This is a genomic window from Archangium lipolyticum, assembly GCF_024623785.1.
Taxonomy (GTDB): domain Bacteria; phylum Myxococcota; class Myxococcia; order Myxococcales; family Myxococcaceae; genus Archangium; species Archangium lipolyticum.
In genome coordinates this window covers 45,143-69,783 of record NZ_JANKBZ010000047.1, presented here as the reverse complement: position 1 = coordinate 69,783, position 24,641 = coordinate 45,143, and the positions used below count along the sequence as shown (strand labels likewise).

At 68.1% G+C, this 24,641-nt stretch carries 23 protein-coding genes and 4 tRNA genes; 2 read left to right on the top strand and 25 right to left on the bottom strand.

What is annotated here, in order from left to right:
- Positions 1–133: 133 nt before the first annotated feature.
- The 23 genes from NR810_RS48695 to NR810_RS48585 form a co-directional block, all read right to left on the bottom strand.
- Positions 134–304, bottom strand: a complete 171-nt coding sequence (locus NR810_RS48695) for a hypothetical protein (protein WP_257462726.1) — start codon at positions 302–304, stop codon at positions 134–136.
- Between the two features lie 238 nt (positions 305–542).
- Positions 543–722 carry a hypothetical protein gene (locus NR810_RS48690; RefSeq protein ID WP_257462724.1) on the bottom strand — a complete coding sequence of 60 codons (180 nt, stop codon included), beginning with the start codon at positions 720–722 and terminating at the stop codon, positions 543–545.
- 133 nt (positions 723–855) lie between these two features.
- Positions 856–1,395, bottom strand: coding sequence for a DUF1697 domain-containing protein (locus tag NR810_RS48685; RefSeq protein ID WP_257462723.1), 540 nt, complete (start codon positions 1,393–1,395; stop codon positions 856–858).
- 25 nt (positions 1,396–1,420) lie between these two features.
- Entirely contained in the window at positions 1,421–2,152 is a 732-nt protein-coding gene (locus tag NR810_RS48680) for a hypothetical protein (RefSeq protein ID WP_257462722.1), read from the bottom strand.
- A 19-nt stretch (positions 2,153–2,171) separates the two neighbouring features.
- Complete coding sequence (locus tag NR810_RS48675) at positions 2,172–3,110, bottom strand: DUF2381 family protein (RefSeq protein WP_257462721.1); 939 nt, start codon at positions 3,108–3,110, stop codon at positions 2,172–2,174.
- A 3-nt stretch (positions 3,111–3,113) separates the two neighbouring features.
- Positions 3,114–5,075, bottom strand: a complete 1,962-nt coding sequence (locus NR810_RS48670; RefSeq protein ID WP_257462720.1) for a serine/threonine protein kinase — start codon at positions 5,073–5,075, stop codon at positions 3,114–3,116.
- A 156-nt stretch (positions 5,076–5,231) separates the two neighbouring features.
- The gene (locus NR810_RS48665) at positions 5,232–6,296 is read right to left on the bottom strand and encodes a hypothetical protein (protein WP_257462716.1); all 1,065 of its coding nucleotides are present in this window, start codon (positions 6,294–6,296) and stop codon (positions 5,232–5,234) included.
- A 26-nt stretch (positions 6,297–6,322) separates the two neighbouring features.
- A complete protein-coding gene (locus NR810_RS48660; protein ID WP_257462715.1) occupies positions 6,323–7,579 on the bottom strand; it encodes a DUF2914 domain-containing protein in 1,257 nt (418 codons plus the stop codon).
- Positions 7,563–8,261, bottom strand: a complete 699-nt coding sequence (locus NR810_RS48655) for a sulfite oxidase-like oxidoreductase (RefSeq protein WP_257462709.1) — start codon at positions 8,259–8,261, stop codon at positions 7,563–7,565. Before NR810_RS48655 ends, NR810_RS48660 begins: the two co-directional genes overlap by 17 nt.
- Before the next feature lie 68 nt (positions 8,262–8,329).
- On the bottom strand, positions 8,330–8,650 hold the full coding sequence (gene grxD, locus NR810_RS48650) for a Grx4 family monothiol glutaredoxin (protein ID WP_257462707.1): 321 nt from the start codon (positions 8,648–8,650) through the stop codon (positions 8,330–8,332).
- Positions 8,651–8,665: 15 nt separating this feature from the next.
- On the bottom strand, positions 8,666–8,923 hold the full coding sequence (locus NR810_RS48645; RefSeq protein ID WP_204220877.1) for a BolA family protein: 258 nt from the start codon (positions 8,921–8,923) through the stop codon (positions 8,666–8,668).
- On the bottom strand, positions 8,923–9,468 hold the full coding sequence (locus tag NR810_RS48640) for a YqgE/AlgH family protein (RefSeq protein WP_257462703.1): 546 nt from the start codon (positions 9,466–9,468) through the stop codon (positions 8,923–8,925). Before NR810_RS48640 ends, NR810_RS48645 begins: the two co-directional genes overlap by 1 nt.
- Positions 9,469–9,526: 58 nt before the next feature.
- Positions 9,527–9,982 carry a response regulator gene (locus NR810_RS48635; protein WP_257462701.1) on the bottom strand — a complete coding sequence of 152 codons (456 nt, stop codon included), beginning with the start codon at positions 9,980–9,982 and terminating at the stop codon, positions 9,527–9,529.
- 98 nt (positions 9,983–10,080) lie between these two features.
- Positions 10,081–10,896: an ABC transporter permease subunit gene (locus NR810_RS48630; protein ID WP_257462699.1), complete on the bottom strand. Its 816-nt coding sequence runs from the start codon at positions 10,894–10,896 to the stop codon at positions 10,081–10,083.
- Entirely contained in the window at positions 10,893–11,777 is an 885-nt protein-coding gene (locus NR810_RS48625; RefSeq protein WP_257462698.1) for an ABC transporter permease subunit, read from the bottom strand. Before NR810_RS48625 ends, NR810_RS48630 begins: the two co-directional genes overlap by 4 nt.
- Before the next feature lie 3 nt (positions 11,778–11,780).
- On the bottom strand, positions 11,781–13,439 hold the full coding sequence (locus NR810_RS48620) for a peptide ABC transporter substrate-binding protein (protein WP_257462697.1): 1,659 nt from the start codon (positions 13,437–13,439) through the stop codon (positions 11,781–11,783).
- Positions 13,440–13,702: 263 nt separating this feature from the next.
- Complete coding sequence (gene lon / locus NR810_RS48615; protein WP_257462696.1) at positions 13,703–16,153, bottom strand: endopeptidase La; 2,451 nt, start codon at positions 16,151–16,153, stop codon at positions 13,703–13,705.
- Between the two features lie 198 nt (positions 16,154–16,351).
- The gene (locus NR810_RS48610) at positions 16,352–18,427 is read right to left on the bottom strand and encodes a prolyl oligopeptidase family serine peptidase (RefSeq protein WP_257462695.1); all 2,076 of its coding nucleotides are present in this window, start codon (positions 18,425–18,427) and stop codon (positions 16,352–16,354) included.
- A 220-nt stretch (positions 18,428–18,647) separates the two neighbouring features.
- Positions 18,648–19,928: an ATP-dependent Clp protease ATP-binding subunit ClpX gene (gene clpX, locus NR810_RS48605; RefSeq protein ID WP_257462693.1), complete on the bottom strand. Its 1,281-nt coding sequence runs from the start codon at positions 19,926–19,928 to the stop codon at positions 18,648–18,650.
- A gap of 207 nt (positions 19,929–20,135) precedes the next feature.
- The gene (gene clpP / locus NR810_RS48600) at positions 20,136–20,753 is read right to left on the bottom strand and encodes an ATP-dependent Clp endopeptidase proteolytic subunit ClpP (RefSeq protein WP_204220885.1); all 618 of its coding nucleotides are present in this window, start codon (positions 20,751–20,753) and stop codon (positions 20,136–20,138) included.
- Between the two features lie 35 nt (positions 20,754–20,788).
- A complete protein-coding gene (tig, locus tag NR810_RS48595) occupies positions 20,789–22,069 on the bottom strand; it encodes a trigger factor (protein ID WP_257462687.1) in 1,281 nt (426 codons plus the stop codon).
- Between the two features lie 125 nt (positions 22,070–22,194).
- Positions 22,195–22,276, bottom strand: a tRNA-Leu gene (locus NR810_RS48590).
- A gap of 106 nt (positions 22,277–22,382) precedes the next feature.
- Positions 22,383–22,455, bottom strand: a tRNA-Lys gene (locus NR810_RS48585).
- 270 nt (positions 22,456–22,725) lie between these two features.
- Between NR810_RS48585 and bet the strand changes: the two genes are divergently transcribed.
- On the top strand, positions 22,726–23,904 hold the full coding sequence (gene bet / locus NR810_RS48580; protein ID WP_257462686.1) for a phage recombination protein Bet: 1,179 nt from the start codon (positions 22,726–22,728) through the stop codon (positions 23,902–23,904).
- Positions 23,905–23,963: 59 nt separating this feature from the next.
- Here bet and NR810_RS48575 read toward each other — a convergent pair.
- Together NR810_RS48575 and NR810_RS48570 are read right to left on the bottom strand one after the other, a co-directional pair.
- Positions 23,964–24,037: transfer RNA gene (locus NR810_RS48575), tRNA-Arg, on the bottom strand.
- A 22-nt stretch (positions 24,038–24,059) separates the two neighbouring features.
- A tRNA-His gene (locus NR810_RS48570) sits at positions 24,060–24,133 on the bottom strand.
- Between the two features lie 266 nt (positions 24,134–24,399).
- Here NR810_RS48570 and NR810_RS48565 point away from each other — a divergent pair.
- Complete coding sequence (locus NR810_RS48565) at positions 24,400–24,618, top strand: helix-turn-helix domain-containing protein (RefSeq protein ID WP_257462732.1); 219 nt, start codon at positions 24,400–24,402, stop codon at positions 24,616–24,618.
- The last annotated feature ends 23 nt before the right edge of the window (positions 24,619–24,641 follow it).

The following is a 24,641-nucleotide window of genomic DNA, read 5'->3' as shown; positions in this document are numbered from 1 at the left end:
TCCTCCCCGAGTCGTGGGCCCAGCAGCAGGCTCAGCAGCGATAGGCTTGTCGGTGTGCCGTCCATCACGCGGCCACCGTGCCATGCTCCTCGGTGGCCGACACCCTGGGCTGGACCGGATGCTTACCGCGCTTCTACCTAGAGGGCAATACCCGGACCGCCTCCTCGGGCGTGACGGGAGCGCCTCGCGGGGGCAGGTCGTTGAAGTTGTCCAGACCCGCGAGTGCCAAGAGGTACTCGAAGGCGTCAACCTGCACGGCGCCACTGGCCACCGCGCGCACGGCCATTTCGGCCGGGCTCACCATGGCCAACTCCGTGCCCAGAACGCGCTCACCCCGTCGTCGGTGCAGCCGAGCTGGCTCGCCGCGGCTTGTTTGCGCGGTTCGGGAGTCGCCTCGCAGCTCGCCTGCCAACATGGGCTCAGACGCACCACGTTGGTTGTGCTCCAGAACCGCACCGCGCCCCACGCGTGACGTCACGGTGGCGCAGCCCGTGGTCAGCAAGGAGAGCCACAGCAGCCCGGCCGCCCAGGTGCGCACCGTCTTAGCGGACATGGTCCACCCCCAGGCCCACCGCGTACAGCCACTCGCCAAAGCGCCAGCGCACTTCGCCCGAATACAGGTAGCGCGCCTCCAGTTTGCCCACTCCAACCGCGAGCGCGCTGATGGCCACCTCCACGCGCCGCTCGGCGAGCTGCGCCGCGAGCCGCCCGTCGACGTCCACGCGCCCCCAGGTAAACGCCTCTGCCGCCAGTAAGAGGTGCAGGTGCCGTTGCCGCAACCCGCCAAGACGCACCGCATCCCATCCGAACAAGCAGCACCCCCCGCCGCATGGGCTGAATCCGAGCCGTAACGGTTCAGCGGTCGGCGAGCTCCAGGAGCTTCGTGACGGTGTTCCAATTCCGGGCGGTCGGGGTGACTCCCAGACGCAGACTGCCGAGCGCGTTGGCCAGCTTCGAGTCCCGCATGCCATTCGGGAACCGGGCATAGATTTCGCGCCCGACCACACGGAACTCGTCCGGCAGGTACGCAGCCGGGTCGATCTCCTTCAGCCGCTTCGGATCCGGCACGTCGGACAGGAACGTCACGAGGAACTGTGAAGGAGCGTCCTCGGCACCGGGAAGGGGGTTCGCTTTGATCACCGCCGCCAGCTCGTCCCGGGTACGGATGACGACGGAGACCTCGAAGCCGAACTCCCCGGCAATGGCCGACTCGATCCGCTTGACGATCTGCGCCGGGTTCTTCTCCTTGCTCGTGAAGACGGCGTTGCCACTCTGAAGAAGTGTCGCGACGTCGGTGTAACCGAGTCCTTCCAGCAGCTCACGGAGCCGCGCCATCGGGACCTTCTTGTTGCCACCCACATTGATACCGCGCAGCAGGGCGATGTACCGGGCCATGGACACGCGTCCTAGCACACCGGACTCAACGGACGGCCGCCCGACACCGCTCCGAGGCGGTCAGGACGCACGCACTGACCACATGGCCCGCGGCCTTCCGTTGGAGCTTCGTGCGCTCCTTCTCACAGGAGTCCTGGGTGACATGGCCGCTCGAGGTGGGCGCGGACACTCCGGGGATGTAGCTGCAGAAGCGCCAGCGCTTCACCCCCTGGTACTCCTGCTCTTTTGGAATCTCCACCGGTCCGGACTGCCCGTTGAATACCCTGGCCCCAGGAGCCCGGTCGTAGCACGCGAGCAGCAACCCCGCGCGCGTGGGTCCCGGCCGGTGGCCCCATGGCACCACCACCGGCGCGTTGAGCAGATACGCCTGGAGCTCGACGACCTGCTCGCGAGACACGAGCCCCTGTTGCTTCAACAGCTGGATGGACCCACAGTCCGCGAGCTCCTCGCTCAGACCCTCCGCGAGGGCCTGGTGCGCGCACACGTGGCCGAACCAGAAGAGCTGTACCCCCGGTGGCAACCGCGCCAGAAACCCGGGGTTGTATTCGACGTGCGACGGCACATCGGGCCACGCGGGGAACGACAGGCCAACGTCGGCGAGCGAGGTGTTCGGCACGAAGGCCACCGGCATTCCCGAGGAGGACGTGCAGGACACCGGCACCCCGCCAATCCACGGGGTGTACGGGCTCGCGGGTTGGGCCCGTGCGAGGCCAGGAAGACCCAGGAGCACCAGCTGAACCAGGAGGACGTAGCGCATTGGTCAATCCATTCCGAGTCTACGGGAACGTCACTCCCGACAGAGATGCCGTCCGATGCCCGTTCTCGTCCCAGAGCACGAGCAGGTAGGGGCCAGGGGGCACTCTTCCGGGCAGTTCCACCTCCACCAACAGGCGAAGCGAGCCACCCGAGGCAATGGTCCCCGGGGGCCACACCTGCACCTCCCATCGCCCGTCCCGACCCACGAGTTGCGCGTGCGTGGGAGTCCAGGAAAGGGGACCCCGGTTCCAGAGCTCCAGATCCACCGCCAGTCGCACCACCGGGGTCTCTATCTCGCCACCCTTGGCGCGGTAACCCACGGCGCGCATCACCTCGAAAGCTTCTCCGGGGCGGAGGGTGAGATCCTTGGAGATCTCCCTGGCACGAACCCCATCCTTGTCCATCTGCTTCAGTGCGAGTAGCCCTGAGAGCCCCCGGGGCAGGCCATGCTCCAATCGTTCCCGCGTCAGGTCCGCCTGGCACAGTTGGAATCTCGCCTCGGCCTGCTCGGCCTCCTGACGGAACGAGTCACCCGGGCGTGGGCGGCGGTACACCTCCACCTGGGGCTCGGCGCGGGGAGCCACCACCAGCATGAAGTCCTTGCTCGTGGGCGAAGCCCCGTCCGCGAAGCGCACCGTCAGCTTCAACCGGTTGCCCGGCGGCAGCTCACCCGAGGGCAGCAGGGTGAGAAGAAGCCCGTCCTCCGACAACGACACCTGCCGGAAGTGCTCGCGCGCCTCCAGCACGACACCTTCACGTTGGACCGGCGTGTCGAAGATGAACGTGGTGGTGAGGTTCGGGCCGATGCGCACGTCTCCTGCCTCACGGGGAGTGTCCGCGGTCAATTCGAAGCGGGGCATGCCCGTCATGTCCCAGGAGCGCGTCACGGGCTGTGCGCGTGCCGGTGCATTCACCTGGAGGAGCAGCAATACGGCGGTGGAGAGAGACAGAACGGACATGAGCTACTCGAAACGCCGCACCGCACGGAGCTCCACCGTGGAGAAGATCTTCGCGGCGTCCGGTCCGCTGCCGGGCTCCATCTCCACGCCGTTCTCCTCGGGTTTCGTCGGATCGCCGTAGATCTCGAAGCAGACGGTATAGGTCCACCCCTGGGGTGTTTGGGCCTGGGTGAAGCGCCCGTAGACACGCCCTTCCCCGAACAGGAGCGTCCCTATGTACAGGGTATGCGCCGGCAGCTTCCCATAGGATCTTCCCATGGTGAGCGAGACCTGCTGGCCCGGACGCACGGTGGGGTACTTGCGGAAGATCGGCTCGCCATCGATGAAGAAGGTAACGGACTCGTGGGCTCCGATGCCGATCCCCAATTGCTTCATCGTCTCCTCGGAGCCGGCCGGGCAGGACGCGGGCGGAGGATTGCCCATGCCCGTGGGAATCACCTGGGCCTGGGGGCTGGCACAGGCGAACTGGCCCGCGACCCAGACCAAGATGCAGGTCTTGCCCGAGGCATCGAGCACCGTGTTGCGTTGCTGCTTCTTCTCCCGCCGATGGGTGGGCACCTGATTGGGAGTCCTCACACGCGTGCCTTCCTTCCGTGACGTCGCAGAAGCGACGGGCGCGGAAGTGGTGGCCTGAGAGGGCGCCGCGCCTCTTTCACCTTCCGGTGGCTTCGAGGTGGACGCCACTTCCTGGCCGGATTTTGTGACCTCGGGCATGGTGCGGCCGGAAATCACCTCGGAAGTCATGGAAGAGCCCACCTCGGACGGGGAGCCGGATGGAGAACGCAGGAGAACGAGCAGGCCCACGAGGCCGAGCACCAGCACGGCTCCAGCCAGCATGAGCCGGAGAGGCGTCCATGTTCGGGACGGTGGAGGAACGGGGCGCTCACCCGCCGTGGCACTCCCCGCCCCGGGCGGCGCGGCCTCCGGCGTACGCTCGAGCGTGGACGCCTCCTCGGGTGGTACGGGCAGGCCGCGCCGGGCATGCCGCCGGCTGTAGGCCAACAGCCGCCGCGCCCGGACCCGCCACATCCCCAGGTCGCCCCCCATCTCCTGGAGCGTGGTGGCGGCGTCCGGGCCCCACGCCTCGCACAGGGCCACGTCCCACGAGGCATCCGCCTCGGCCAGCACCGCCTTCAGCGCCGCGCGCAGCGCCTCGGCATCCGGGAAGCGCGCCTCGGCCTGCTTCGCCAACATGCGCAGGCACAGTTCGCCCAGCACCCGGGGCACGCGAGGGTTGCACACGTGCGGAGGCTCGGGCTCCCTCGTCAGGATGACGTCCGCCAGCGCGGCCTCGTCCGCCACCTCCGTGTCGAAGGGGTAGCCGCCCGTCAGCAGCCAGTACAGGAGGACTCCCAGGGCCCACAAGTCGTCGGAGGCACGCGCTGGAGAGTGCTCGCCCGCGTGCTCGCGACGGAAGCGCAGCGCCTCGGGGCTGCGGTAGTGGCGCGTGCCCGGTATCCCCAGGGGGTTGGTGATTTCGGGGGCCCCGACGTAGGTGCTCACCCCGAAGTCCACCAGCACCGGCATCCCGTCCCCGTGCCGGACCAGCACGTTGCCGCCCTTGATGTCCCGGTGCACCACGCCGGCCCGGTGCACCTCCACCAGCTGCCGCGCCACCTCCAGCACCAGCTCCACCACCTGGCGCGCGGTGGGGTTCTTCCACCGGGCCCAGTCGTACACCGAGCGCCCGCGCACGTAGGGCGTGACGAGGTAGAGGTAGCGCGGGAGCCCGGGAGGCCACAGTCCATGGCTCTCCACCGCCAATTCGCCCACGCGCCGCAGCCGCAGCCGCACCTCCAACTCCCTCCACGCCCAGTCGGGTGAGGCCAGGGACAAGAACTTGATGGCACGCCGCCGGCCACCGCGCCCGGCCCGGTACACCGTGCCCTGACCGCCCCTGCCCAACCGGGCCTCCAGCCGGTAGCCCCCCACCTTCGTGCCAGGCGGGGGAGGCTCCGTATCCACCCACTTCCTCCTGCTCCAGCGCCGCCGCTCTCCCCTCCACCGCCGCACCACCGGGACATTGCCTTCCACCGTTTCGCTCATATGCATTACCTCGGCGGTGGGGCAGTTTAACAAGACCGCAGAAAACAGGTGGCGAAGCGAGGTGGGGCGTTCACTTCAGATGAATCCCCGCGCGGCCAGGTGCATACCCAGCAGGGTGTCCACACCCCGGACCAGGTGGGCCATGTCGAAGGAGCGCACCCGGCCCATCAGGACATCCAACCGCTGGCGCTGCTCGCGCCACTCGGCCAACAGCCGCTCCTCCATCCCGGAGGACTCGATGCTGGCAGTGATGTCCTCCGGCGGCAGCATCTGGAGCTGCTCGGCCGTCACCACGCCCGCATCCAGGGCCTGGACGAACACCCGGCTGGCGAAGTCCCGCGCCGCCACCTCGCGCCGCCACGTGGCCGTCATGTTGGCGAGCTGTCCCATGCTCTGCGCGTACCAGACCGCTTCCCGGATGGTCCCCAGCTCCGCAGGGTCCACTGGCGCCGCCATCAGGTCGAGCGTGGCGAACACCATCATGTTCATGTTGTGCGGGGAGTACGCCCGATTCTCCGCCAGGTTGTGCAGGGCCGGCCGGTTCCGCGTGAGCACGGAATAGCGCATGCTGTTGAAGACCTGCCGGTAGTCGAAGACGTAGAGCTCACGGTAGACGCCGTGGTGCGGCAACTCGCGCACGCGCTCCTCGAGGACGTGCCACAGCTCCGCGATGAGCGCGAAGTAGCGCCGCTCCTCGGGAGGCACGTCCGGCGCGGGAGCGGCCCGTCCCTGGGGATGGAAGGGGATGGACAGGGCCGTCTCCAGGAGCGTCTCCGAGCCCCGCTGGTCCGCCAGGTCGTCCAGCAGCACGTTGAGGATGATGGCCAGCAGCTTGGTGGTGAGCAGGTGCTCCTTCCACTCCGCGGGAACCAGCGGCAGGCTCGTCTCCTCCACGCCACGCCAACACCAACGCCAGAGGAAGGCGCCACGGTGGCCCACCTCCTCATAGGCGGCGATGTATCGCTCCACCAGCGGCGGGAGCTGGATGGAACGCAGCGAGTCGAGCGTATCCGTCCAGGCCGCCGCGTAGTCCACGGCGGAGGACTCCTGGGCGAAGAGCCGGGTGTTGCGCTCACTCAAGCGCTCGGAGATCAATCCCAACTGCTCCGGGCATCGTCTCCCATGAGACGCGGTCCGCATGCTTCTCTTTTCGTGGTGGACGCGGCCTATCCCGCGTCCGCCTTGAACACGCGGGGCGCCGTGCTCTCGTCCGGCGTCACGGTGAAGGACAGGCGGCCGATCTCCCGCCCGTCCTCTGTCTCCATGGAGACGCGCCAGTCGCCGGCGCGGGGATTGGTCAGACTCGCGAACGTCCGGTAGCCCCGCTCGCGCCCGCCCTGCCCCAGGTACAGGTCGTCGTAGGCGTGGAACTCCTTCCAGCCCTTCTCCGGATCGTCGTAGTACCAGCGGATGACGAGCCGGGTGCCCTTGTCGCCCGCGCGCTGGGGCTTGAAGCTCGCGGGCGCGAAGACACTGGCGAAGAAGTAGACCTTGTCGCCTGGACGCGCGCGGAAGTCCTGATCCCCGCGCTGCCACGGCCTCCACTCGGGGCGCTCGTGGAGCAGCCGGTAGTCCCGGCCCTTCGGTCCCTTCACCACCTCCACGCCGTGGTAGATGCCACTGGCCAGCATGGACAGCGGCACCGGGGGAATCGCCTTCAGCAGGTACAGCCCGAGCAGCAGCCCCTGGATGCCGAGCCCCGGCAGCGCCACGTGCCGCAGCGTGCGCCGCCAGTCCCCACTCCACCAACGCGCCAGCAGGGAGAGGAGCAGCGTCGCCACGCAGGACAGCCCCGCCGACGCCACGAACAGCTTCCCGCTGTAGTAGCCGGACAGCACCGGCAGCAGGTACGCGAAGTAGGACGTGACACAGAAGCTGTAGAGCCCCACGCGCACCACGGGCCCCAGCGCCCGGAAGCGTGGCAGCTCGTTGGCCACCAGCAGCCCGAAGACGCCCGCGAGGAACAGGAACGCCGTCAGCCCGGAGGCACTCTTGAAATAGAAGAGCGTGTACGGGCTCAGCAGCCCGCCGAGGAAGAAGTGCAGCGCGTCCTCGCGGAAGCGCCACACCCGGGCCAGCCGGCGCGGCGGCTCCGTTCCCCAGCTCCAGCGCAGCTCCGCCAGCAGCAACAGGCCCAGGATGGCCAGGTACAGGCCGTGCTTGGTGAGCACGAACCGGTTGTCGATGCGCGGCAGCGTGAGGATGTCGTAGGCGAAGCCCGCGAAGAAGAAGAGCGCCAGCTCCCACTTCGCGTAGCGGGTGCGGAGGCCTCGCACCCGCTCTCCCAGCGTGGGCCGCGTCTCCGTGGGAACCAGGTCCTCGGGCGGAGCGGTGGTGGCGGGCACATCCGCGACGGGAACGAGCAGCGGCCCCTGCTCCGCGCCCGGCTCGACGCCCAGGCCCGGCTCAGGAGTAGCGGTCATCTCTCCAGGGATGCGCGGTGTTGCTGTAGCCACGTTGTTCCCAGAAGCCTGGCTGGTCCTGCCGGAGGAACTCGATGCGGCGGATCCACTTCGCCCCCTTCCAGGCATAGAGCTGGGGCGTGATCATCCGCACCGGGCCACCGTGCTCGCGCGGCAGCGGCTTGCCATTGTACGTGTGCACCAGCAGCACGTCGTCTTTGAGGGCTTCCTCGAGCGGCAGGTTGGTGGTGTAGCCGTCGTAGGCGTGCGCGAGGATGAACGCCGCCCCGGGCAGCGGGCGGGCGAGCGCCGCGAGCGTCGCGAACTGCACCCCCCTCCACTGCACGTCCATCAGGCTCCAGCCCGTGACGCAGTGGAAGTCACTGGTATCCTCGGCCTGGGGCAGAGACCGGAAGTCCGTCCAGCTCAGGGTCAGGGGCTGCTCCACCGCGCCGTCGATGCGCAGCTCCCACTCGTCCAGCGAGGGCTGATCGAACGGCACACCCAGGTCCAGCACCGGCCACTTGCGTGTCTCGGTCTGATCCGGCGGCAGCTTCGGCATGCCGTGCCGGTTCGGCGGACCGCTGCCCTGGGGGCGCTCGTCACTCACGCCTGGCGTGCGCGCCATCCTCTCCAGGAAGCGCTCCCGGAGTTTCAGGCGCGCTTCCACGATGCGCTGGAGCTTCTCGTCCCGGGTGGACATGTGGCGCTCCTCGGGGTCGGCAGACCCTCACCCCAGCCCTCTCCCAGAGGGAGAGGGGGCGTACACGGTCAGGCCGGGGCCTTGCCGGAGAGCAGGTCGGCCAGCTCGCCACGCTCCTCCAGCTCCATGAGGATGTCCGAGCCCCCGACGAACTTCCCGTTGATGAACACCTGGGGAATCGTGGGCCAGTTGGAGTACTCCTTGATGCCCTGGCGAATCTCGGGATCGGCCAGCACATCCACCGTGTGCACCTCCCCGTGCTGCCGCAGGATGTGCAGCGCCCGCGCGGAGAAGCCGCACTGCGGGAACAGCGCGTTGCCCTTCATGAAGAGGACGATCTTGTGGTTGCGGATCTCCTCGTCGAAACGAGCCTTCAATTCCGGAGTCATGGTTCGGATTCCTCGTCAGCGGTTGCCGAGCTTCTTCCACTGCTCGGGCGAATAGGTCTTGAGCGCGAGCGCGTGCAGCTCGCCGGACTTCAGCCAGTCCTGCAGGGGCGCGTACACCAGTTGGTGCTGTTCCACCATGGACTTCCCCCCGAAGGCGGGGCTCACCACGCGCGCCTCGAAGTGGTCTCCCGTCCCGGTGGTGTCGCGCACGTCCACCTCCGAGCCGGGCAGCGCGCCGAGAATCCTCTGGCGGATGGCATTCGGATCGAGCATCAGTTCAGTCCCTTCCCCTTCACGAGCATGGCGGGATCCACCCCCATGCTCTTCAGGGTGCTGTCCCATATCAGACCCGGGTCCCCTTCGAGCACGGGACGTGCGGACGCCTCGGCGTAGAGCCAGGAGCCGGAAGCGAGCTCGCTCTCCAACTGCCCGGCGCCCCAGCCGGCGTAGCCCAGGCAGAAGCGCAGGTGGGGCGATGGATCCTTCAGGAGGGGGCCCAGCGTGTCCAGGGTGAGGCTGAGGAAGAGGCCGGGCACCACCTCGTGCTTCTCCGTCACACGCTCGTCGTCGTGGAGGACGAAGCCCCGGTGGGGCTCCACGGGGCCGCCCACGAAGACGAGCTGGTTGACCCGTTCCGGGGCGATGCCCAGGGACTGATTCTTCGCCAGCTCACCCAGCGTCAGCGAGGCGCCCCGGTTGATGACCAGCCCCATGGAACCCGATTCGTTGTGCTCGAGCATGAGGATGACCGAGCGCTTGAAGGTCGAATCCCCCAACTGGGGCATGGCGATGAGGAAGCCGGGAGCGAGTGTCTGCACAGGGGAAGTGTCCGACCTTCGCCCCCTCCGCGCAACCCATTCGAACCCGGCCCGCGGATCAATGCCAGCTGTTGTGACGGGACTGCAGCGCCTGGGCGAGCTTCTCCGGCGCGAGCGGCTTGCCGATGAACAGATCCGCGCCCAGCCCCTTGCACTTGCGGGCCATGGCCGCATCGCTCATGGCGCTCACGCCGATGAGCACGGACTGGGGGAACTTCTCGCGCAGGCGCGTCATCAGGTTGGTGCCGCTGCGGCCCGGGAGGAAGACATCGACGATGGCCGCGTCCATGCGCTTGTTGCGCACGGCGAACTCGGCCTCCTCCGCGCTGCCCACGGGCAACGGCGCGTAGCCCCACTGCGTCAACAGTTCCACCAGCAGCTCGCGGTGGGCGGGGTCGTCCTCGACGATGAGCACCGAGCCCTTCACCGGCTCCAGCTTCAGATTGTCGTCGGCCTGGGTCCTGGAGCGGCTGTGGCCGGTGGCAATGGGGAGCTCCTCGTTGACGATGGACATGGTGGCTCCGGGGAGAGGGGGTTGTGTGGTGGGAACGGCCACACGCATGCTCGGAATTCCACACTCACAACGTCCCCGGGGGCGAACCGCCGCTCCCCTCAGGCGCGGCGCGTCCCAGCCCCGAGTGCCTGGGAGGCCAGCGAGGCACCAAGCACGAGCAGCACCAGCAACCCCCAGGCGGGAAGCACCACGCGCGCGCCGCCCTCGTAGATGAGGGCCGCGTAGCTGGTGCCCAGGTAGCGGCCGAGCGACATCGGCTCCATGCGGGCGATGCCGAAGAAGCTGACGGTGGACTCGGCGAGGATGGCGGTCGGCAGGCGGCTGAGGAAGACGGCGAGCACGAAGGGGCGCAGCGCGGGCCAGAGGTGGACGCGCAGCAGGTGCCAGCGCCCGGCGCCGAGGGCCCGCGAGGCGGCGATGAACTCCTGGCCCTCCAGCGTGGCCAGGCGGTTGCGGAACATGCGCGCCGGACCCGCCCAGCCCACCAGGGCCAGGGACACCACCATCAGCCCGAAGGGGCCCAGTCCGCCCGCGTGGCCCGCGTCCAGCATCGACTGGCCCGCAAGTTGGAGCACCATCACCACCAGCACGTCCGGCAGCGCGAAGACGGCGTCCACCGCGCGCAGCACCTGGTGCTCCACCGCGCCGCCCGCCGCCCGGGCGCCCATGGCCACGCCGAGCCCCAGCGCGGTGGACAGGGCCCCGGCCATCAGGCCCACGGCCAGGGAGACCCACAGGCCCCCGAAGGCCAGCTCGCACACCGTACGGTCCGGGTGGGTGGGGTCCGTGCCCAACGGGCAGGTCGAGGCGAGCGCCTCGGGGAAGACGCGGGCGGCGAGCCAGCTCGCCAGGCCCAGGCCCACGAGCAGCACGAGGCCCACCCAGGCCCGCGTGGGGACGCGGCGCGTGCTCATGTCCGGGCCTCCCGGGCCCTCGGATCCACCCAGAGGCGCACGAGCTCCACCCCCAGCCCGACGGCGACGAGCAGCGAGGCGAAGACGGTGGTGGCCACCACGACGACGGCCACCTGCTTCTGCAGCACGGCGAGGACGTAGAGCTGGCCGAAGTACGGCAGGCCGAAGACGCGCTCGGCGGCGAAGGAGCCGGCGAGGAGCGCGGTGGCCACGGGCCCCACGGCGTCCAGCAGCGCGGGCAGCACGTTGGGCAGCACGTGGCGCCACAGCACGGAGTGCGGGGACAGGCCCTTGCCGAGCGCGGTGCGCACGTAGTCCCGGGACAGCTCCGTGTCCAGCGCGTCCGCCACCAGCGTGCCGAGGAAGATGCCGGGCCAGACGGAGATGACGAGCGCGGCGGACAGCTCGGGCAGCAGGTGCCCGCGCTCCACCACCGCGGGCGCGAGCAGCAGCGCGGGGATGAAGACGGGCGTCCCGAAGGCCACGGCCGGCAGCGCGTCCCCGAGCACGGCGAGCCGGCCCCGTCTCCACCGCGCCCGCAGCAGCGCGAAGGCCAGGGCCCACCCGAGCGCGAGCACCAGGGCCACCAATCCCACGCCCACGCTGCCGGAGAGCTTCCACAGCAGCTCGTCGCCGGTGACGCCCTGGGCGCTGGTGCCCAGGCGCTCGCCGCGGAAGAGCTTCACCCACGGGCGGAGGAAGCCGAGCGGCTGCCCCAGGCCGAGGTCCCTCCGGTAGGACGCGAGCACCTCCGGAGCCACCTGGCGCTTGGCGTCGTCATCGGTGGTGAGCGGCAGCGCGGCCATGAGGAAGTAGGACGCGAGCGCGACGAGGGGCACGAGCACCAGCTGCCGGCCGAGGCGGACGAGCGCGGGAGACATGGGTCAGCGCACCTCCGCCGGGGTCCCCAGGCGCAGCTCGCGCAGGGAGAGGAAGTTGAAGGGGTCCACGTCCACGCCGCGCAGGGAGGCCCGGGTCCGGAAGTAGCGGTCCGGGTGGTACAGGGGCGCGATGACGGCCATCTCGTCGAGGAGCACCGCCTGGGCCTGTCCGTAGAGGGCACGCGCGCGGGCCTCGTCCGGCTCGGCGTCGGCCTCGTCCAGGAGCGCCTCGAAGCGGCTCATGGGCTCGCCGCCCCGCTGCGTCTCCCAGCCCGACTGGTGCAGTCCGGTGCGCTCGAAGAGGGTGAAGAAGGTGTTGGGGTGCGCGTAGTCCGCGCCCAGCCGGCGCAGGTAGAGGTCGTAGGCCCGGGGGCCCTCGGGAGTGCGGCGGGCCACCTCGGCGGAGAAGTCCGAGCGCGAGTCCAGCGTCACCTGGAGGCCCACGGCGGCGAGCTGCGCGGCCAGGCGCTCGGCGATGGCGGCCTCGGGCACGAAGGAGTCCCCCGCCCGGAAGACGAGGCGCAGCGGCCGGTCCACTCCCGGCACCCCGGAGAGCTCCGCTCGGGCCCGCTCGGGCTCGAAGTGGGGCAGGCGCGCGGCTTCCTGGGGGGTGGCGGCGCCGGGCAGCTCGGGCGGGAGGAGGACGTGGCTGGGACGCGCCGCGGGCAGCAGGCCCTTCATGAGGGCCTCGCGATCGATGGCCCGGGAGATGGCCCGGCGCACCTCGGGCCGATCGAGCGGTGGGCGCTCGGTGTTGAAGACGAGGAAGTAGGTGGAGAGGAGCGGCTCGTGCTGGAGGTCCTCCGGGTGGCGGCCCTGGAGGGCCACGGCGCTGTCCACGAAGACGAAGTCCACCCGGCCGCGCTCGTAGAGGGCGGGGCCGATCTCAGACTTCAGGAGGGTGAGCACGGGCGCGGGGCGCTCACCGGGGCCGAGCGGCGGCTGGAAGATGGAGTGCGGGTTGTGGACGAGCCTCACGCGCTCGCCGGCGCGGTCCCAGCTCTCGACGCGGTAGGGGCCGAGCGCCAGGGGGTGGCCCTCGCGCGGCCGGTCGAAGTAGTCGCGCACCGCTTCCTCGGACCTGCCGGCAAGGGCCGCGGAGGGCACGGGGAAGAACAGGTAGACGTTGGCGAGCCGCGCGAGGAAGTAGCTGCGGGGGCGAGCCAGGGTGACGCGCAGGGTATGCGGATCGATCGCCTCGATGCCCACGCGGGCGAGGGCGGCCTGGAGGCGCTCGGCGGGGGCACCCTGGTCCTGAAGGGAGAGCACCTCCTCGGCGCCGAGGAGGTCGGCCAGCTCCCCGCGCTCGCGGCCCTGGAGGGCGCGGTGCCAGCCGAGGACGAAGTCCTGGGCGGAGAGGGGGGTGACACCATCGGACCAACGCACGTCCCGCCGGAGGTGGAAGGTGTAGACCTCGTGGCCGTGGGCGGTGCGGGAGCGCTCCCAGCGCTCGGCGAGACCGGGCTGGACGGAGTGGTCGGGCGCGAGGGTGGTGAGCCCGCGCTGGCTGGCGAGCATGACGGGGTAGTTGGCCCAACTGGTGGGGTCGGAGTAGCTCCAGTCGAGGGTGGTGGGCATCGCGGGGACGACGACCTTGACGCCAGGGTCGGGCTGGAAGCCACAGCGACCACAACCTCCGGCCACGAGGACCAGGGCGAGCATCAAGGCGAGTCGTGAGGAGCGCGAGGGAGGAGCCACCGGGGGGTGGGTTGTATCGCGTCAGAGAGGGAGCATGCGACCACCGAGCAAGGGAACACCCTCACCCTAGCCCTCTCCCAAAGGGAGAGGGGACATACACGGTGACGAACCTGATGAGTCCCTCTCCCTCTGGGAGAGGGTCGGGGTGAGGGTCTACCGCGAAAAAAACGGGCCCCAGGGGAGTCCCCGGGGCCCGCGATTCACTTCACCCGTTCAACCTGGAACCCCTACGCCGAAGCAGGGGCCGAAGCGGGGGTCACCGCACCTGCGGCGTCCGAGTTCTTGGACGACTCCGCCCTGCGGCCGAACTCCTCGGGCTTCTCGAGGACCAGGGCCTCGCGCAGCACGTCGTCCACGAACTCCACGGGGACGATGCGCAGCTGGGCGCGGATCTTCTTCGGGATGTCCTTCAGGTCCTTCTTGTTGGCCTTGGGGATGAGGACGGTCTTGATGCCGGCGCGGTGGGCCGCGAGCGTCTTCTCCTTCAGGCCGCCGATGGGCAGCACGCGGCCGCGCAGGGTGATTTCACCCGTCATGGCCACGTCCTTGCGAACCGGGACGCGGGTGAGCGCGGACACGAGCGCGGTGCACATGGTGACACCGGCGGACGGACCGTCCTTGGGAATGGCGCCCTCGGGCAGGTGCACGTGGATGTCGTAGTTCTCGAACATCTTGCGGTCGATTCCGAACCGCTCGGCGCGCGAGCGCACGTACGACATGGCCGCCTGGGCCGACTCCTGCATCACCTCACCCAGCTTGCCGGTGATGATGAGCTTGCCCTTGCCCGGCATCACCGTGGCCTCGGTGGTGAGGATCTCTCCGCCCATCTCCGTCCAGGCCAGACCGGTGACGATGCCCACCTGGTCCTCGCGCTCGGCCACGCCGTAGCGGAAGCGCGGGGTGCCCAGGTACTTCATCACCTGCTTGCGGTCGACCACGATGTCGCGCTTGCCGTTCTTGAGGATGTCGCGCGCGATCTTCCGGTACACGCCGCCGATCTCACGCTCCAGCGAGCGCACACCGGACTCACGGGTGTAGCGGTGGATGATGGTCCGCAGGGCCTCGTTGGTGACGTCGATCTTCATGTCCGCCAGGCCGTTGGCCTCCTGCTCCTTGGGGATCAGGTAGCGGCGGGCGATGTTGAGCTTCTCCGGCTCGGTGTAGCCCGCGATCCGGATGACCTCCATGCGGTCCTGCAGAGGACCGGGGATGTTGTGCATCGTGTTCGCGGTGCAGATGAACATCACCTTGGACAGGTCGTAGTCCAGGTCGAGGTAGTGGTCGTTGAAGTTGTGGTTCTGCTCCGGGTCGAGCACCTCGAGCAGCGCCGCGCTCGGGTCGCCACGGAAGTCCGTGGACATCTTGTCGATCTCGTCGAGCAGGAAGACGGGGTTGTTGCTGCCCGCCTTCTTCAGCGACTGGATGAGCTTGCCCGGCATCGCGCCGATGTACGTGCGCCGGTGGCCGCGGATCTCGGCCTCGTCACGCACGCCGCCCAGGGACAGGCGCACGAACTTGCGGCCGGTGGCGCGGGCGATGGAGCGCGCCAGCGACGTCTTGCCGACGCCCGGAGGCCCCACGAAGCAGAGCACGGGGCCCTTGAGCTTCTTCACCAGCTGCTGCACCGCCAGGTACTCGAGGATGCGCTCCTTGGGGCGCTTGAGGCCGTAGTGGTCCTCGTTGAGCACCCGCTCGGCCTCGACCACATCCAGCCGGTCCTGCGTCTCCTCGTACCAGGGCAGGCTGATGATCCAGTCGATGTAGTTGCGCACGACGGTGGCCTCGGCGCTCATCGGGCTCATCATCCGGAGCTTCTTCAGCTCCTTCTTGACCTTGAGCGTGGCCTCCTTGCTCATCCGCTTGTTCTTGAGCTTCTCCTCGATCTCCTGGATCTCGTTCTTGAACTCGTCGCGCTCACCCAGCTCCTTCTGAATGGCCTGCATCTGCTCATTCAGGTAGTACTCCTTCTGGGTCTTCTCCATCTGCTTCTTGACGCGGGTGCGGATCTTCTTCTCGACCTGCAGTATCTCGATCTCACCCTGCATCAGCTCGTAGAGCTTCTCCAGCCGCTTGGCCGGGCTCTCCGTCTCGAGCAGCGCCTGCTTGTCGTTCAGCTTGAGCGACAGGTGCGCGACGATGGTGTCGGCCAGACGCGCCGGATCATCGATGCTCGCCACCTGCATGAGCATCTCGGGGGGGATGCGCTTGTTGAGCTTGACGAAGGCCTCGAAGACCGAGTGCACGCTGCGCACGAGCGCCTCGAGCTCCACGGACTTCTCGCTCTGCTCCTCGACCTCCTCCACCTCGACCATGAAGAAGGCGTCGTTGGGCATGAAGCGCTTGACCTTCGCCCGGCGCACGCCCTCCACGAGCACCTTCACCGTGCCGTCGGGCAGCGGGAGGAGCTGGATGACATGACCGATGGTCCCGAAGTGGAAGATGTCTTCCGCCGTGGGGTCATTCGTCTTGGCCTTCTTCTGGGCGGCCAGGAGGATGACGGCCTTGTCGTCGGGGCCCTTGTGAGCCATCGCGTCCTTCAGGGCCGCAATGGACTTCTCCCGGCCGACGAACAGCGGGACCACCATGTGCGGGAACACGATGATGTCGCGCAGCGGAAGGAGCGGCACCGTGCTCCCACGCTTCTGGGCATCCCTCTTGTCGTCTCGTCCGAAGAACATGTATTCGCCACCTGCCTGCTTGCCACCCGTGGTTGCAAGCCCCTGGAATGTTGCCCGCTCGCACTCCCAGAGTGCGTACGGGTGAAGACGGTCTCTATAACACGGCCCCTCCGGCCGCCGTTCCCCGCGTGAAAGATGGGGGATGTTGGCCTGCAAGCAAGGGAACACCTGGGGGCCATCGGGTGTCCGGCCGGTGCTTTAGCGGCCCCGATTTGCGCTCGCAGCGGATGCAATTCCGTCCGCCTGGACGCCAAGCACCTGGAACAAGAAGCTGTAGAGGTCCACGCTGGACTCGATGGCCTTGGCCACCTGATCCGCTCCGCCGTGGCCCGCGTTGGCCTCCACGCGCATCAGAGCGGGTGCGTCATGACCCGCGCCCTGCACGGCGGCCGTGAATTTGCGGGCGTGCAGGGGGTCCACCCGGTCGTCGTGGTCCGCGGCCATCATCAGCAGGGCCGGGTAGCGCACGCCCGGCCGCACGTGATGGTAGGGCGAGTAGGCGTGGAGCACCCGGAAGTCCTCCGGGTCCTCCGCCGAGCCATACTCCGGAATCCAGGTCTTCCCGCTGCCGAACAGGTGGTAACGCACCATGTCGAGCAGAGGCACCGAGCACACGACCGCGCCGTACAGCTCCGGACGCTGGGTCATCACGGCCCCTACCAGCAGGCCGCCGTTGCTGCCTCCGGAGATGGCCAGCCTGCCGGGCCGGGTATAGCCCTCGCGCACGAGGAACTCGGCGGCCGCGTGGAAGTCGTCGAAGACGTTCTGCTTGAGGTGCAGGCGGCCGGCTTCGTGCCAGGCCTTTCCGTACTCGCCACCGCCGCGCAGGTTGGCCACCGCGTACACGCCTCCGGCGTCCAGCCAGGGGTAGATGCTCGAGCGGAACGACGGCAGCATGCTCACATTGAAGCCGCCGTAGCCCGACAGCAGCACCGGGTTGTCGCCGTTCTTCTTCAGGTCCTTGCGGTGCACCAGGAAGAGGGGCACCCGCGTGCCGTCCTTGGAGCGGTAGAAGGCCTGCTCGACGGTGTAGCGCTCCGGGAGGATGGGCAGGTCCACCCGGGCCCACGTCTCCACGCGCCCGGTGGACACGGACGTCTTGTAGACCTGCGGCGGGGTCGTGAAGGAGCTGAAGACGAACCAGGCCTCGTCGCGGTCCTCCAGCCCGTAGAGGTTGCTCGCCGCTCCCACGCCCGGCAGCTCCACATCGCGCACCGGCTGGCCTTCCAGCGTCACCAGCTTCACCCGGGTGGTGGCGTCCTTCAGGTACGCCAGCGCCAGATGGCCGCCCACGATGCTCACGCCCTGCAGCGCGGCCGAGGGATCCTCGGGGACGATCTCCTTCCAGGCCGAGCGCTCGGGCCGCTCGGGGGACACCTTGAAGACGCGCTCCAGGGGCGCTCCCTCATCGGTGAGGATGTAGAAGGTGTCCTCCCAGACGTCGACGGAGTACTTCGCCTCCTGCCCCTTCACCAGCAGGCGGAAGTCCTTCTCCCCCACCCGCTTCCACCAGACGTCGTTCTCGCTCCAGCCACGGGTGATGTAGACGAAGAGGTACTTGCCGTCCCGGCTGACGCCTCCGCCGAGGAACGTCTTCGGGTCCCCGGTGCGCTCGTGCACCACGGCGTCCGTCCTCGGGTCCGTACCCAGCCGGTGCAGCCGCAGCTCGGTGTAGCCGGGCCGCTCGGCCACGGGGATGGACGGATCCGTGGGCAACCACTCGTAATAGAAAGCCTGGTTGTCCGGCGTCCAACTCGGGGAGGCGTACTTGGCCCCCTCGATGACGTCCACCTCGCTCCACTTCCCCGTGTCCACGTCCAGCACGTGGAGGATGGCCTCGTCCGCCGCGTTGGGCTTCCGCGTGAAGGCCAGCTTCCGACCATCCCACGACGGGGCCCACAGTCCCAGGGACACCGTGCCGTCCGGGCTCCAGGTGTTGGGGTCGAGCAGGACGCGCTCTTCTCCCTTCTCTCCCTCGCGCCAGTAGAGGACCGCCTTCTCCTTGTCCTTGTGTGTGCGGACGTAGAAGTAGCGGTCACCTCGCACCGCGGGAGCGGATACGGACTCCACGTAGAAGAGCTCGGTGAAGCGCCGTCTCAGGGCCTCGCGGCCCGGGAACCGGGAGAGGTGCTCACGGGTGAAGGCATCCTGGGCCTTCATCCACGCCTGCACCTCGGGGGACTTCTCGTCCTCGAGCCAACGGTACGGGTCCGCTACCGCCACCCCGTGCAGGGTGTCCACCACCGACTCGGCCCGCGTCGCCGGGTAGTTCATCCGCTTCGTCTCCATGGGTGGAAGAGCAGATAAGGCAACGCCCCCGGTCATCCCACGAAAAACGCGGGACTGACGGGGGCGTCCATGAGGCGCGGTGGGGCGACGGGTCCAAACCAAAGGACCCCATACCCTCACCCTGGCCCTCTCCCAGAGGGAGAGGGGACATCCTCGGGTTGGGCCCTCTCCCTCTGGGAGAGGGTCGGGGTGAGGGTAGGCGTGCCTACGCGCTCTCCTTCTTGGGCTCCGTCTCCTTGTTGTCCTGGGAGTGGAGCACCACCGGCTCGCTCTTCTTGAGGATGACCTCCTCGGAGATGACGACCTCGCGCGCCGTCTTCCGCGAGGGCAGCTCGTACATCACGTCCAGCATCGCGCTCTCCAGGATGGAGCGCAGGCCGCGCGCTCCCGCCTTGCGGCGGATGGCCTCCGAGGCAATCGCCTTGAGCGCCCCGTCCGTGAACTTCAGCGAGATGCCGTCCAGCTCGAAGAGCTTCTTGTACTGCTTCGTCAGCGCGTTCTTCGGCTGGCTGAGGATGTTCACCAGCGCCGCCTCGTCCAGCTCCTCGAGCGCCGTGACGATCGGCAGACGGCCGATGAACTCCGGAATCATGCCGAACTTCAGCAGGTCCTCCGGCTCCACGTGCTTGAGCAGTTCGGTGAGGTTGCGCTGCTTCTTGGACTGGATGTCCGCGCCGAAGCCCAGGCTCCGGCCACCCAGCCGCCGCTCGATGATCTGCTCGAGCCCGCCGAAGGCGCCGCCGCAGATGAACAGGATGTTCGTCGTGTCCACCTGCAGGAACTCCTGCTGCGGGTGCTTGCGGCCCCCCTTGGGCGGCACGTTCGCGATGGTGCCCTCGATGATCTTCAGCAGCGCCTGCTGAACGCCCTCGCCCGACACGTCGCGGGTGATGGAGGGGTTCTCCGACTTGCGGGCGATCTTGTCGATCTCGTCGATGTAGACGATGCCGCGCTGGGCCCGCTCGATGTCGTGGTCCGCCGCCTGGAGCAGGTTGACGATGATGTTCTCGACGTCCTCACCCACGTAGCCGGCCTCGGTGAGGCACGTGGCGTCCGCGATGGTGAAGGGCACGTTGAGGATGCGCGCCAGCGTCTGCGCCAGCAGCGTCTTGCCACTTCCGGTGGGGCCCAGCAGAAGGATGTTGCTCTTCTGCAGCTCCACGTCGTCCATGGCCACCTTGGACTCGATGCGCTTGTAGTGGTTGTGCACCGCCACCGAGAGGGTCTTCTTGGCCCGCTCCTGGCCCACCACGTACTCGTCGAGGATGGCCTTGATCTCACTGGGCCGCGGGATGCGCAGCTTCGTGTCCTTGGTCTCCTCGCGGTCGATCTCCTCCGCGATGATGTCGTTGCACAGCCCGATGCACTCGTCGCAGATGTAGACCGTCGGTCCCGCGATGAGCTTCTTCACCTCTTTCTGCGACTTTCCGCAGAAGGAACAGCAGAGGGACTGGTTGTCTCGCTTCTCCACGTTCTTACCCGCCATGTATGCCCTCGCTGCAACTGCCTGGAGGTGCGCTCCCCAACCGGCCCGCCCCCCTGCCTACAGCCAATCTAGTCAGTCCCCTTCCGGGGCGTCCACGTGCCTGCGGGGTACTTAACACCCCAAAACATCCGGCGCAGAAAGCAGAAGCCGGAGACGCGGTGCAGCATTCCCGCGGCTCCGGCCCGTGCACTTCCCTTGAAACCGGCCCTACTTGCGCTCGCCCGGCGGCAGCAGGACCTTCCGGGGATTCTGGACCTCGTCCAGGATGCCGTAGGCCTTGGCCTCGGTGGCACCCATGAAGAAGTCGCGGTCCGTGTCCTTCTCCACTCGCTCGATCGACTGGCCGGTGTGCTTGACGATGAGCTCGTTGAGCTTGGCCCGCATGCGGAGGATTTCCTTCGCCTGGATCTCGATGTCCGTGGCCTGGCCGCGCACCCCGCCCAGCGGCTGGTGGATCATGATGCGCGAGCTGGGCAGCGCGTAGCGCTTGCCCTTGGCCCCGGCCAGCAGCAGGACGGCCCCCATGGAGGCCGCCTGCCCCACGCAGATCGTCGACACCTGGGGCTTCACGTACTGCATGGTGTCGTAGATGGCCAGACCCGCCGTCACGGACCCACCCGGCGAGTTGATGTAGAGGTTGATGTCCTTGTCCGGGTCCTCGGACTCGAGGAACAGGAGCTGGGCGACGATGACGTTGGCGACGTCATCGTCGATCTCCGTTCCCAACATGACGATCCGGTCCTTCAGGAGCCGGCTGTAGATGTCGTACGAGCGCTCCCCACGGTGGGTCTGCTCGATGACGTAGGGAACGGGCATGAAGGGCATGACAACCTCGTGAAGGGTCTAAGGAGGATGAACTCCTAGGAATACTTCGCCTGACCCTTCAGGAATTCAATCGTCTTTTCTTCGCGGAGTCGGAGGTTCAACCCCTGGCGCTCCTCCGGGCCCTTGAAGTACTTGCGGACGACGGAGACGGCCTGGTTGGCCTCCTTGGCCAGCTCCTCGATCTTCTTCTCCACCTCTTCGTCGGAGACCTGGATGTTCTCCTTCTGAGCAATGGCCTCGAAGAGGAGCGCGCCCTTCACCTCCAGGACAGCCTCCTCGCGCAGGTCCTCGCGCAGCCGGTTGAAGTCCAGGTTGAGCTGGCGCGGATCCATTCCCATGCGGGCCATGGCGCGCAGCCGGTTCTCCAGCATGTTGTCGATGGTGCGCTCCACCATGGACCGCGGCACCTCGAAGGGGTTGCGCTCGATGAGGGCCTTGATGAGGGCGGCACGCTCCTCACCCTGGGCCTTGTTGCGCTTGCCCGTCTCGAGATCCGTGCGGATGCGGGTGCGCAGCTCCTCCAGCGTCTGGGCCCCACCGGTCTCCTTGGCGAACTCGTCGTTGAGCTCGGGGGTGACCTTGCGCTTCAGGGACTTGACGGTGAACTTGAAGCGGGCCGTCTTGCCCTTGACCTCCTCCACCCGGTAGTCGGCCGGGAAGACGTAGTCGATCTCCTTGGTCTCGCCCACCTTGGTGCCCTCGAGGGCGGCCACGTTGGACTCCACCAGCTCGCCGGGGGCCAGCTCCACGGTGACGTCGTCGGCCTTGCTGCCGGGGAAGGTGTTGCCGTCCACGGAGGCGTCGTAGTCCACGATGGCGAAGTCACCGGCCTGGGCCACGTCGCGGCCCTCCACCGCATCCAGCCGGGACATGTTCTCACGCAGCTGCGTGAGGCGGTCCTCCACCTCCTTGTCCTCGACCTTCGTCTCGGAGCGGGTGAGCGGCAGACCCTGGTAGTCCTTGGCCTCCAGCTTCGGCTTCACCTCGACGCGGGCCTCGAAGGAGAAGGGCGCGTCGGCCTTGAGGCCGGAGTTGTTCGTCACCTGCGGCGGGGCCACGGCCTCCACCTTGTGCTCCCGGACGGCCTCCAGCCAGGCGTTCTGCACCACGCGCTGGATGACCTCGTCCTCCACCCGCTCCCGGAAGCGCTGCTCGAGGATGCGGCGGGGCACCTTGCCCTGCCGGAAACCGGGCAGCTTCACCTGCTTGCCGAGCGCCGTATACGCCCGGGTGAGCTCCTCGGCCACGCGGGCGTTGTCGACCTCGATGGAGAGCTTCTTCTCGATGGGAGAGAGCTCCTCGACCTGGACCTTCATGGGGATGCCTCGCTCGCGCCGGGCGTGCCATCGACGCCGGCGTGTCGAATGGGTGAAGAAGTGCAGACTAGGGACGTGCGCCTTTAGGAGATAGGTCCGATCCGGTCAACGCGAAATGGCCGGAATGGGCGAGGAGGGACTCGAACCCTCACACCTTGCGGTACCAGATCCTAAGTCTGGCGCGTCTACCAGTTTCGCCACCCGCCCGGGCGCACACCGTGCGTTCTACCTCGAAAACCGGGGTCCGGCACACGCGAATCCAGGACCCCAAAAGACACCGGGGCTCTCTCATCGCTGAGAGAGCCCCGGTCTGTGAGAGCGGAGGGAATCGAACCCACAACCTATGGATTAAGAGTCCATTGCTCTGCCAATTGAGCTACGCTCCCGACTCTTGTGCACCGCGGCGGCTCGTCACCGCGCGTTGACGGGGACGGCTTGTACGAGGCCTTGCCGTCCACGTCAAATGCTTTTTTTCGAGCCCCGGCGCAACCCCTCCGCACCCGTTTCCCCGAGCCCGCCTGCCCTCCTGCCGGGCCTGGACACCCGTTCAGTAGTGGGGATGCCAAAGCGCGCCTTCCAGGGTTGAATCTTCCCCGAGGTGCGGGCGGACGGAGGTCGTTCGCCCTTTTCGTCGAAGGCGGAGACAGAGCAGCGGCATGGAAGCACACAACAAGGCGGAAACGGCGTCGGGCCAGTGGAGCCCCGAGCGCGTGGAACTCATCAAGCGGACCATCTGCCCCAAGGGCATCGGGGAAGACGAGTTCGCCCTCTTCATCGAGCAGTGCAAGCGCTCCGGGTTGGACCCGTTGCTGAAGGAGGCCTTCTGCGTGGCTCGCAGACAGAACGCGGGCAACCGGGAGAAGCCCAACTGGGTGACGCGCTACGAGTTCCAGCCCTCCGAGGCGGGGATGCTGGCGCGAGCGGAGCGCTTCCCGGACTTCAAGGGCATCCAGGCGAGCGCGGTGTACGCCGAGGATGAGATCATCGTGGATCAGGGCAGGGGCGAGGTGGTGCACCGCTTCAACCCGGCCAAGCGCAAGGGCAGCCTGGTGGGAGCCTGGTCGCGCGTGGTGCGCGATGGGAAGTTGCCGGTGGTGGTGTGGCTGGACTTCGCGGGCTACGTCCAGCAGACGCCGCTGTGGGCCAAGATTCCCACGACGATGATCGAGAAGTGCGCCCGCGTGGCGGCGCTGCGCAAGGCGTACCCCGAGGCCTTCGGCGGACTGTACGTGCGCGAGGAGATGCCGGCCGAGGAGTTCGAGCCAGCGGCGGAGCCCGCCCCGGCGACGAGCCATGGTGGCTACGAGGTGCTGGGCGCGCGTCCCGGCCCCGTGAAGGCGTCCTTCCCTCCCCCGTCCACGACCTCCGCGCGTGAAGTGCGCGAGGTCCGCGAGGAGAAGGAGCCCACACCAGCAGTGCAGACCCAGCAGCACGTGGAGGCTCTCAAGGAGCCCACGCGTGAGCCGGAGCCGGCCCCCGCGCCGGTGAAGGCGAAGGGACGCTCCGCGGCCACTTCGGCCAAGGAGGTCCGCGAGCCCGTGGTCGCCAAGGAGACCCACGAGCCCGCTCCTGCTCCCGCGCCCGCCCCGACCGTCGAGGCTCCAGCGAAGCTGAAGAGCTCGTCCGTCGTGGTGGCCTTCGGCACGCACAAGGGCAAGACGGTGTCGGAGCTCAATGACGAGGACCTGGCCGAGACGATCGACCTGGCCCACGAGAAGCTGATGGAGCAGCCCAAGGCGAAGTGGGCCCGGGCGATGCGCGAGAACCTCGCGGCGCTGGAGGCGGAGGCGGAGCTGCGCTGCCGCGTCCCCACGACGAGCGGCTCCGAGGCCTGAGCTTCAACGGGAGTCAGAGTTCCCCGGCGTGGCGGCACCCTCGAGAGGGGGTGCTGCTGCGCGCCCGGAGGGACTTGAACCCCCAACCCTTGGCTTCGAAGGCCAATGCTCTATCCAGTTGAGCTACGGGCGCAAAAAGCGGGGGGTTTCAGAAGGGCGGCCAACCGGGATCGAACCGGTAACCTCAGGAGTCACAGTCCTGCGCTCTAACCAGTTGAGCTATGGCCGCCGTCATGGGCGAACAACCGCCTTGAAACGTGGCGGCTTCCCTACCGTGGAAACCGTCACTGTTCAAGCCCTTTGTCACAACGGGAGGCCTGGCGCGCCAGGCGGGACTCGAACCCACGACCCTCGGCTTGGAAGGCGGAGGGGCGAATCCTCCAACGGTTAGCAGGCTTTCGCAAACCCCCGTAACCATTTGAGGCTCCGGCAGCAGGGCCTTTCCAACCGCCACACCCGGCTCCAGGGTCCACCAAGGTTCTTGCTGCATCCTAGCTGCGAGGTGCGGCCTCGGGCCCGGGAGCGCGGCTCCTCACCGTCCGGGAGGTGGCCGCCCGGCTGTCGGTCCGCACCGCGACCGTCTACTCGCTCTGTTCACGTGGGCTACTTCGGTTCATCCGCGTGTCCGGGGCCCTCCGCATCGACCCGTCCGAAGCGCGAAAGGGACAGGGGAATGGGAAAGCAACTTTGACTTTGAGAATCGTTCTCAGGTAAGCCGCAGCGCGCTCACAACCCCC

Coding starts and splice junctions, on each gene's coding strand:
- NR810_RS48695 (WP_257462726.1), bottom strand. CDS start 304: ATGGTGAGCCCGGCCGAAATGGCCGTGCGCGCGGTGGCCAGTGGCGCC.
- NR810_RS48685 (WP_257462723.1), bottom strand. CDS start 1,395: ATGGCCCGGTACATCGCCCTGCTGCGCGGTATCAATGTGGGTGGCAAC.
- NR810_RS48680 (WP_257462722.1), bottom strand. CDS start 2,152: ATGCGCTACGTCCTCCTGGTTCAGCTGGTGCTCCTGGGTCTTCCTGGC.
- NR810_RS48675 (WP_257462721.1), bottom strand. CDS start 3,110: ATGTCCGTTCTGTCTCTCTCCACCGCCGTATTGCTGCTCCTCCAGGTG.
- NR810_RS48665 (WP_257462716.1), bottom strand. CDS start 6,296: ATGCGGACCGCGTCTCATGGGAGACGATGCCCGGAGCAGTTGGGATTG.
- NR810_RS48660 (WP_257462715.1), bottom strand. CDS start 7,579: ATGACCGCTACTCCTGAGCCGGGCCTGGGCGTCGAGCCGGGCGCGGAG.
- NR810_RS48655 (WP_257462709.1), bottom strand. CDS start 8,261: ATGTCCACCCGGGACGAGAAGCTCCAGCGCATCGTGGAAGCGCGCCTG.
- grxD (WP_257462707.1), bottom strand. CDS start 8,650: ATGACTCCGGAATTGAAGGCTCGTTTCGACGAGGAGATCCGCAACCAC.
- NR810_RS48645 (WP_204220877.1), bottom strand. CDS start 8,923: ATGCTCGATCCGAATGCCATCCGCCAGAGGATTCTCGGCGCGCTGCCC.
- NR810_RS48635 (WP_257462701.1), bottom strand. CDS start 9,982: ATGTCCATCGTCAACGAGGAGCTCCCCATTGCCACCGGCCACAGCCGC.
- NR810_RS48630 (WP_257462699.1), bottom strand. CDS start 10,896: ATGAGCACGCGCCGCGTCCCCACGCGGGCCTGGGTGGGCCTCGTGCTG.
- NR810_RS48625 (WP_257462698.1), bottom strand. CDS start 11,777: ATGTCTCCCGCGCTCGTCCGCCTCGGCCGGCAGCTGGTGCTCGTGCCC.
- NR810_RS48620 (WP_257462697.1), bottom strand. CDS start 13,439: ATGCTCGCCCTGGTCCTCGTGGCCGGAGGTTGTGGTCGCTGTGGCTTC.
- lon (WP_257462696.1), bottom strand. CDS start 16,153: ATGTTCTTCGGACGAGACGACAAGAGGGATGCCCAGAAGCGTGGGAGC.
- NR810_RS48610 (WP_257462695.1), bottom strand. CDS start 18,427: ATGAACTACCCGGCGACGCGGGCCGAGTCGGTGGTGGACACCCTGCAC.
- clpX (WP_257462693.1), bottom strand. CDS start 19,928: ATGGCGGGTAAGAACGTGGAGAAGCGAGACAACCAGTCCCTCTGCTGT.
- clpP (WP_204220885.1), bottom strand. CDS start 20,753: ATGCCCTTCATGCCCGTTCCCTACGTCATCGAGCAGACCCACCGTGGG.
- tig (WP_257462687.1), bottom strand. CDS start 22,069: ATGAAGGTCCAGGTCGAGGAGCTCTCTCCCATCGAGAAGAAGCTCTCC.
- bet (WP_257462686.1), top strand. CDS start 22,726: ATGGAAGCACACAACAAGGCGGAAACGGCGTCGGGCCAGTGGAGCCCC.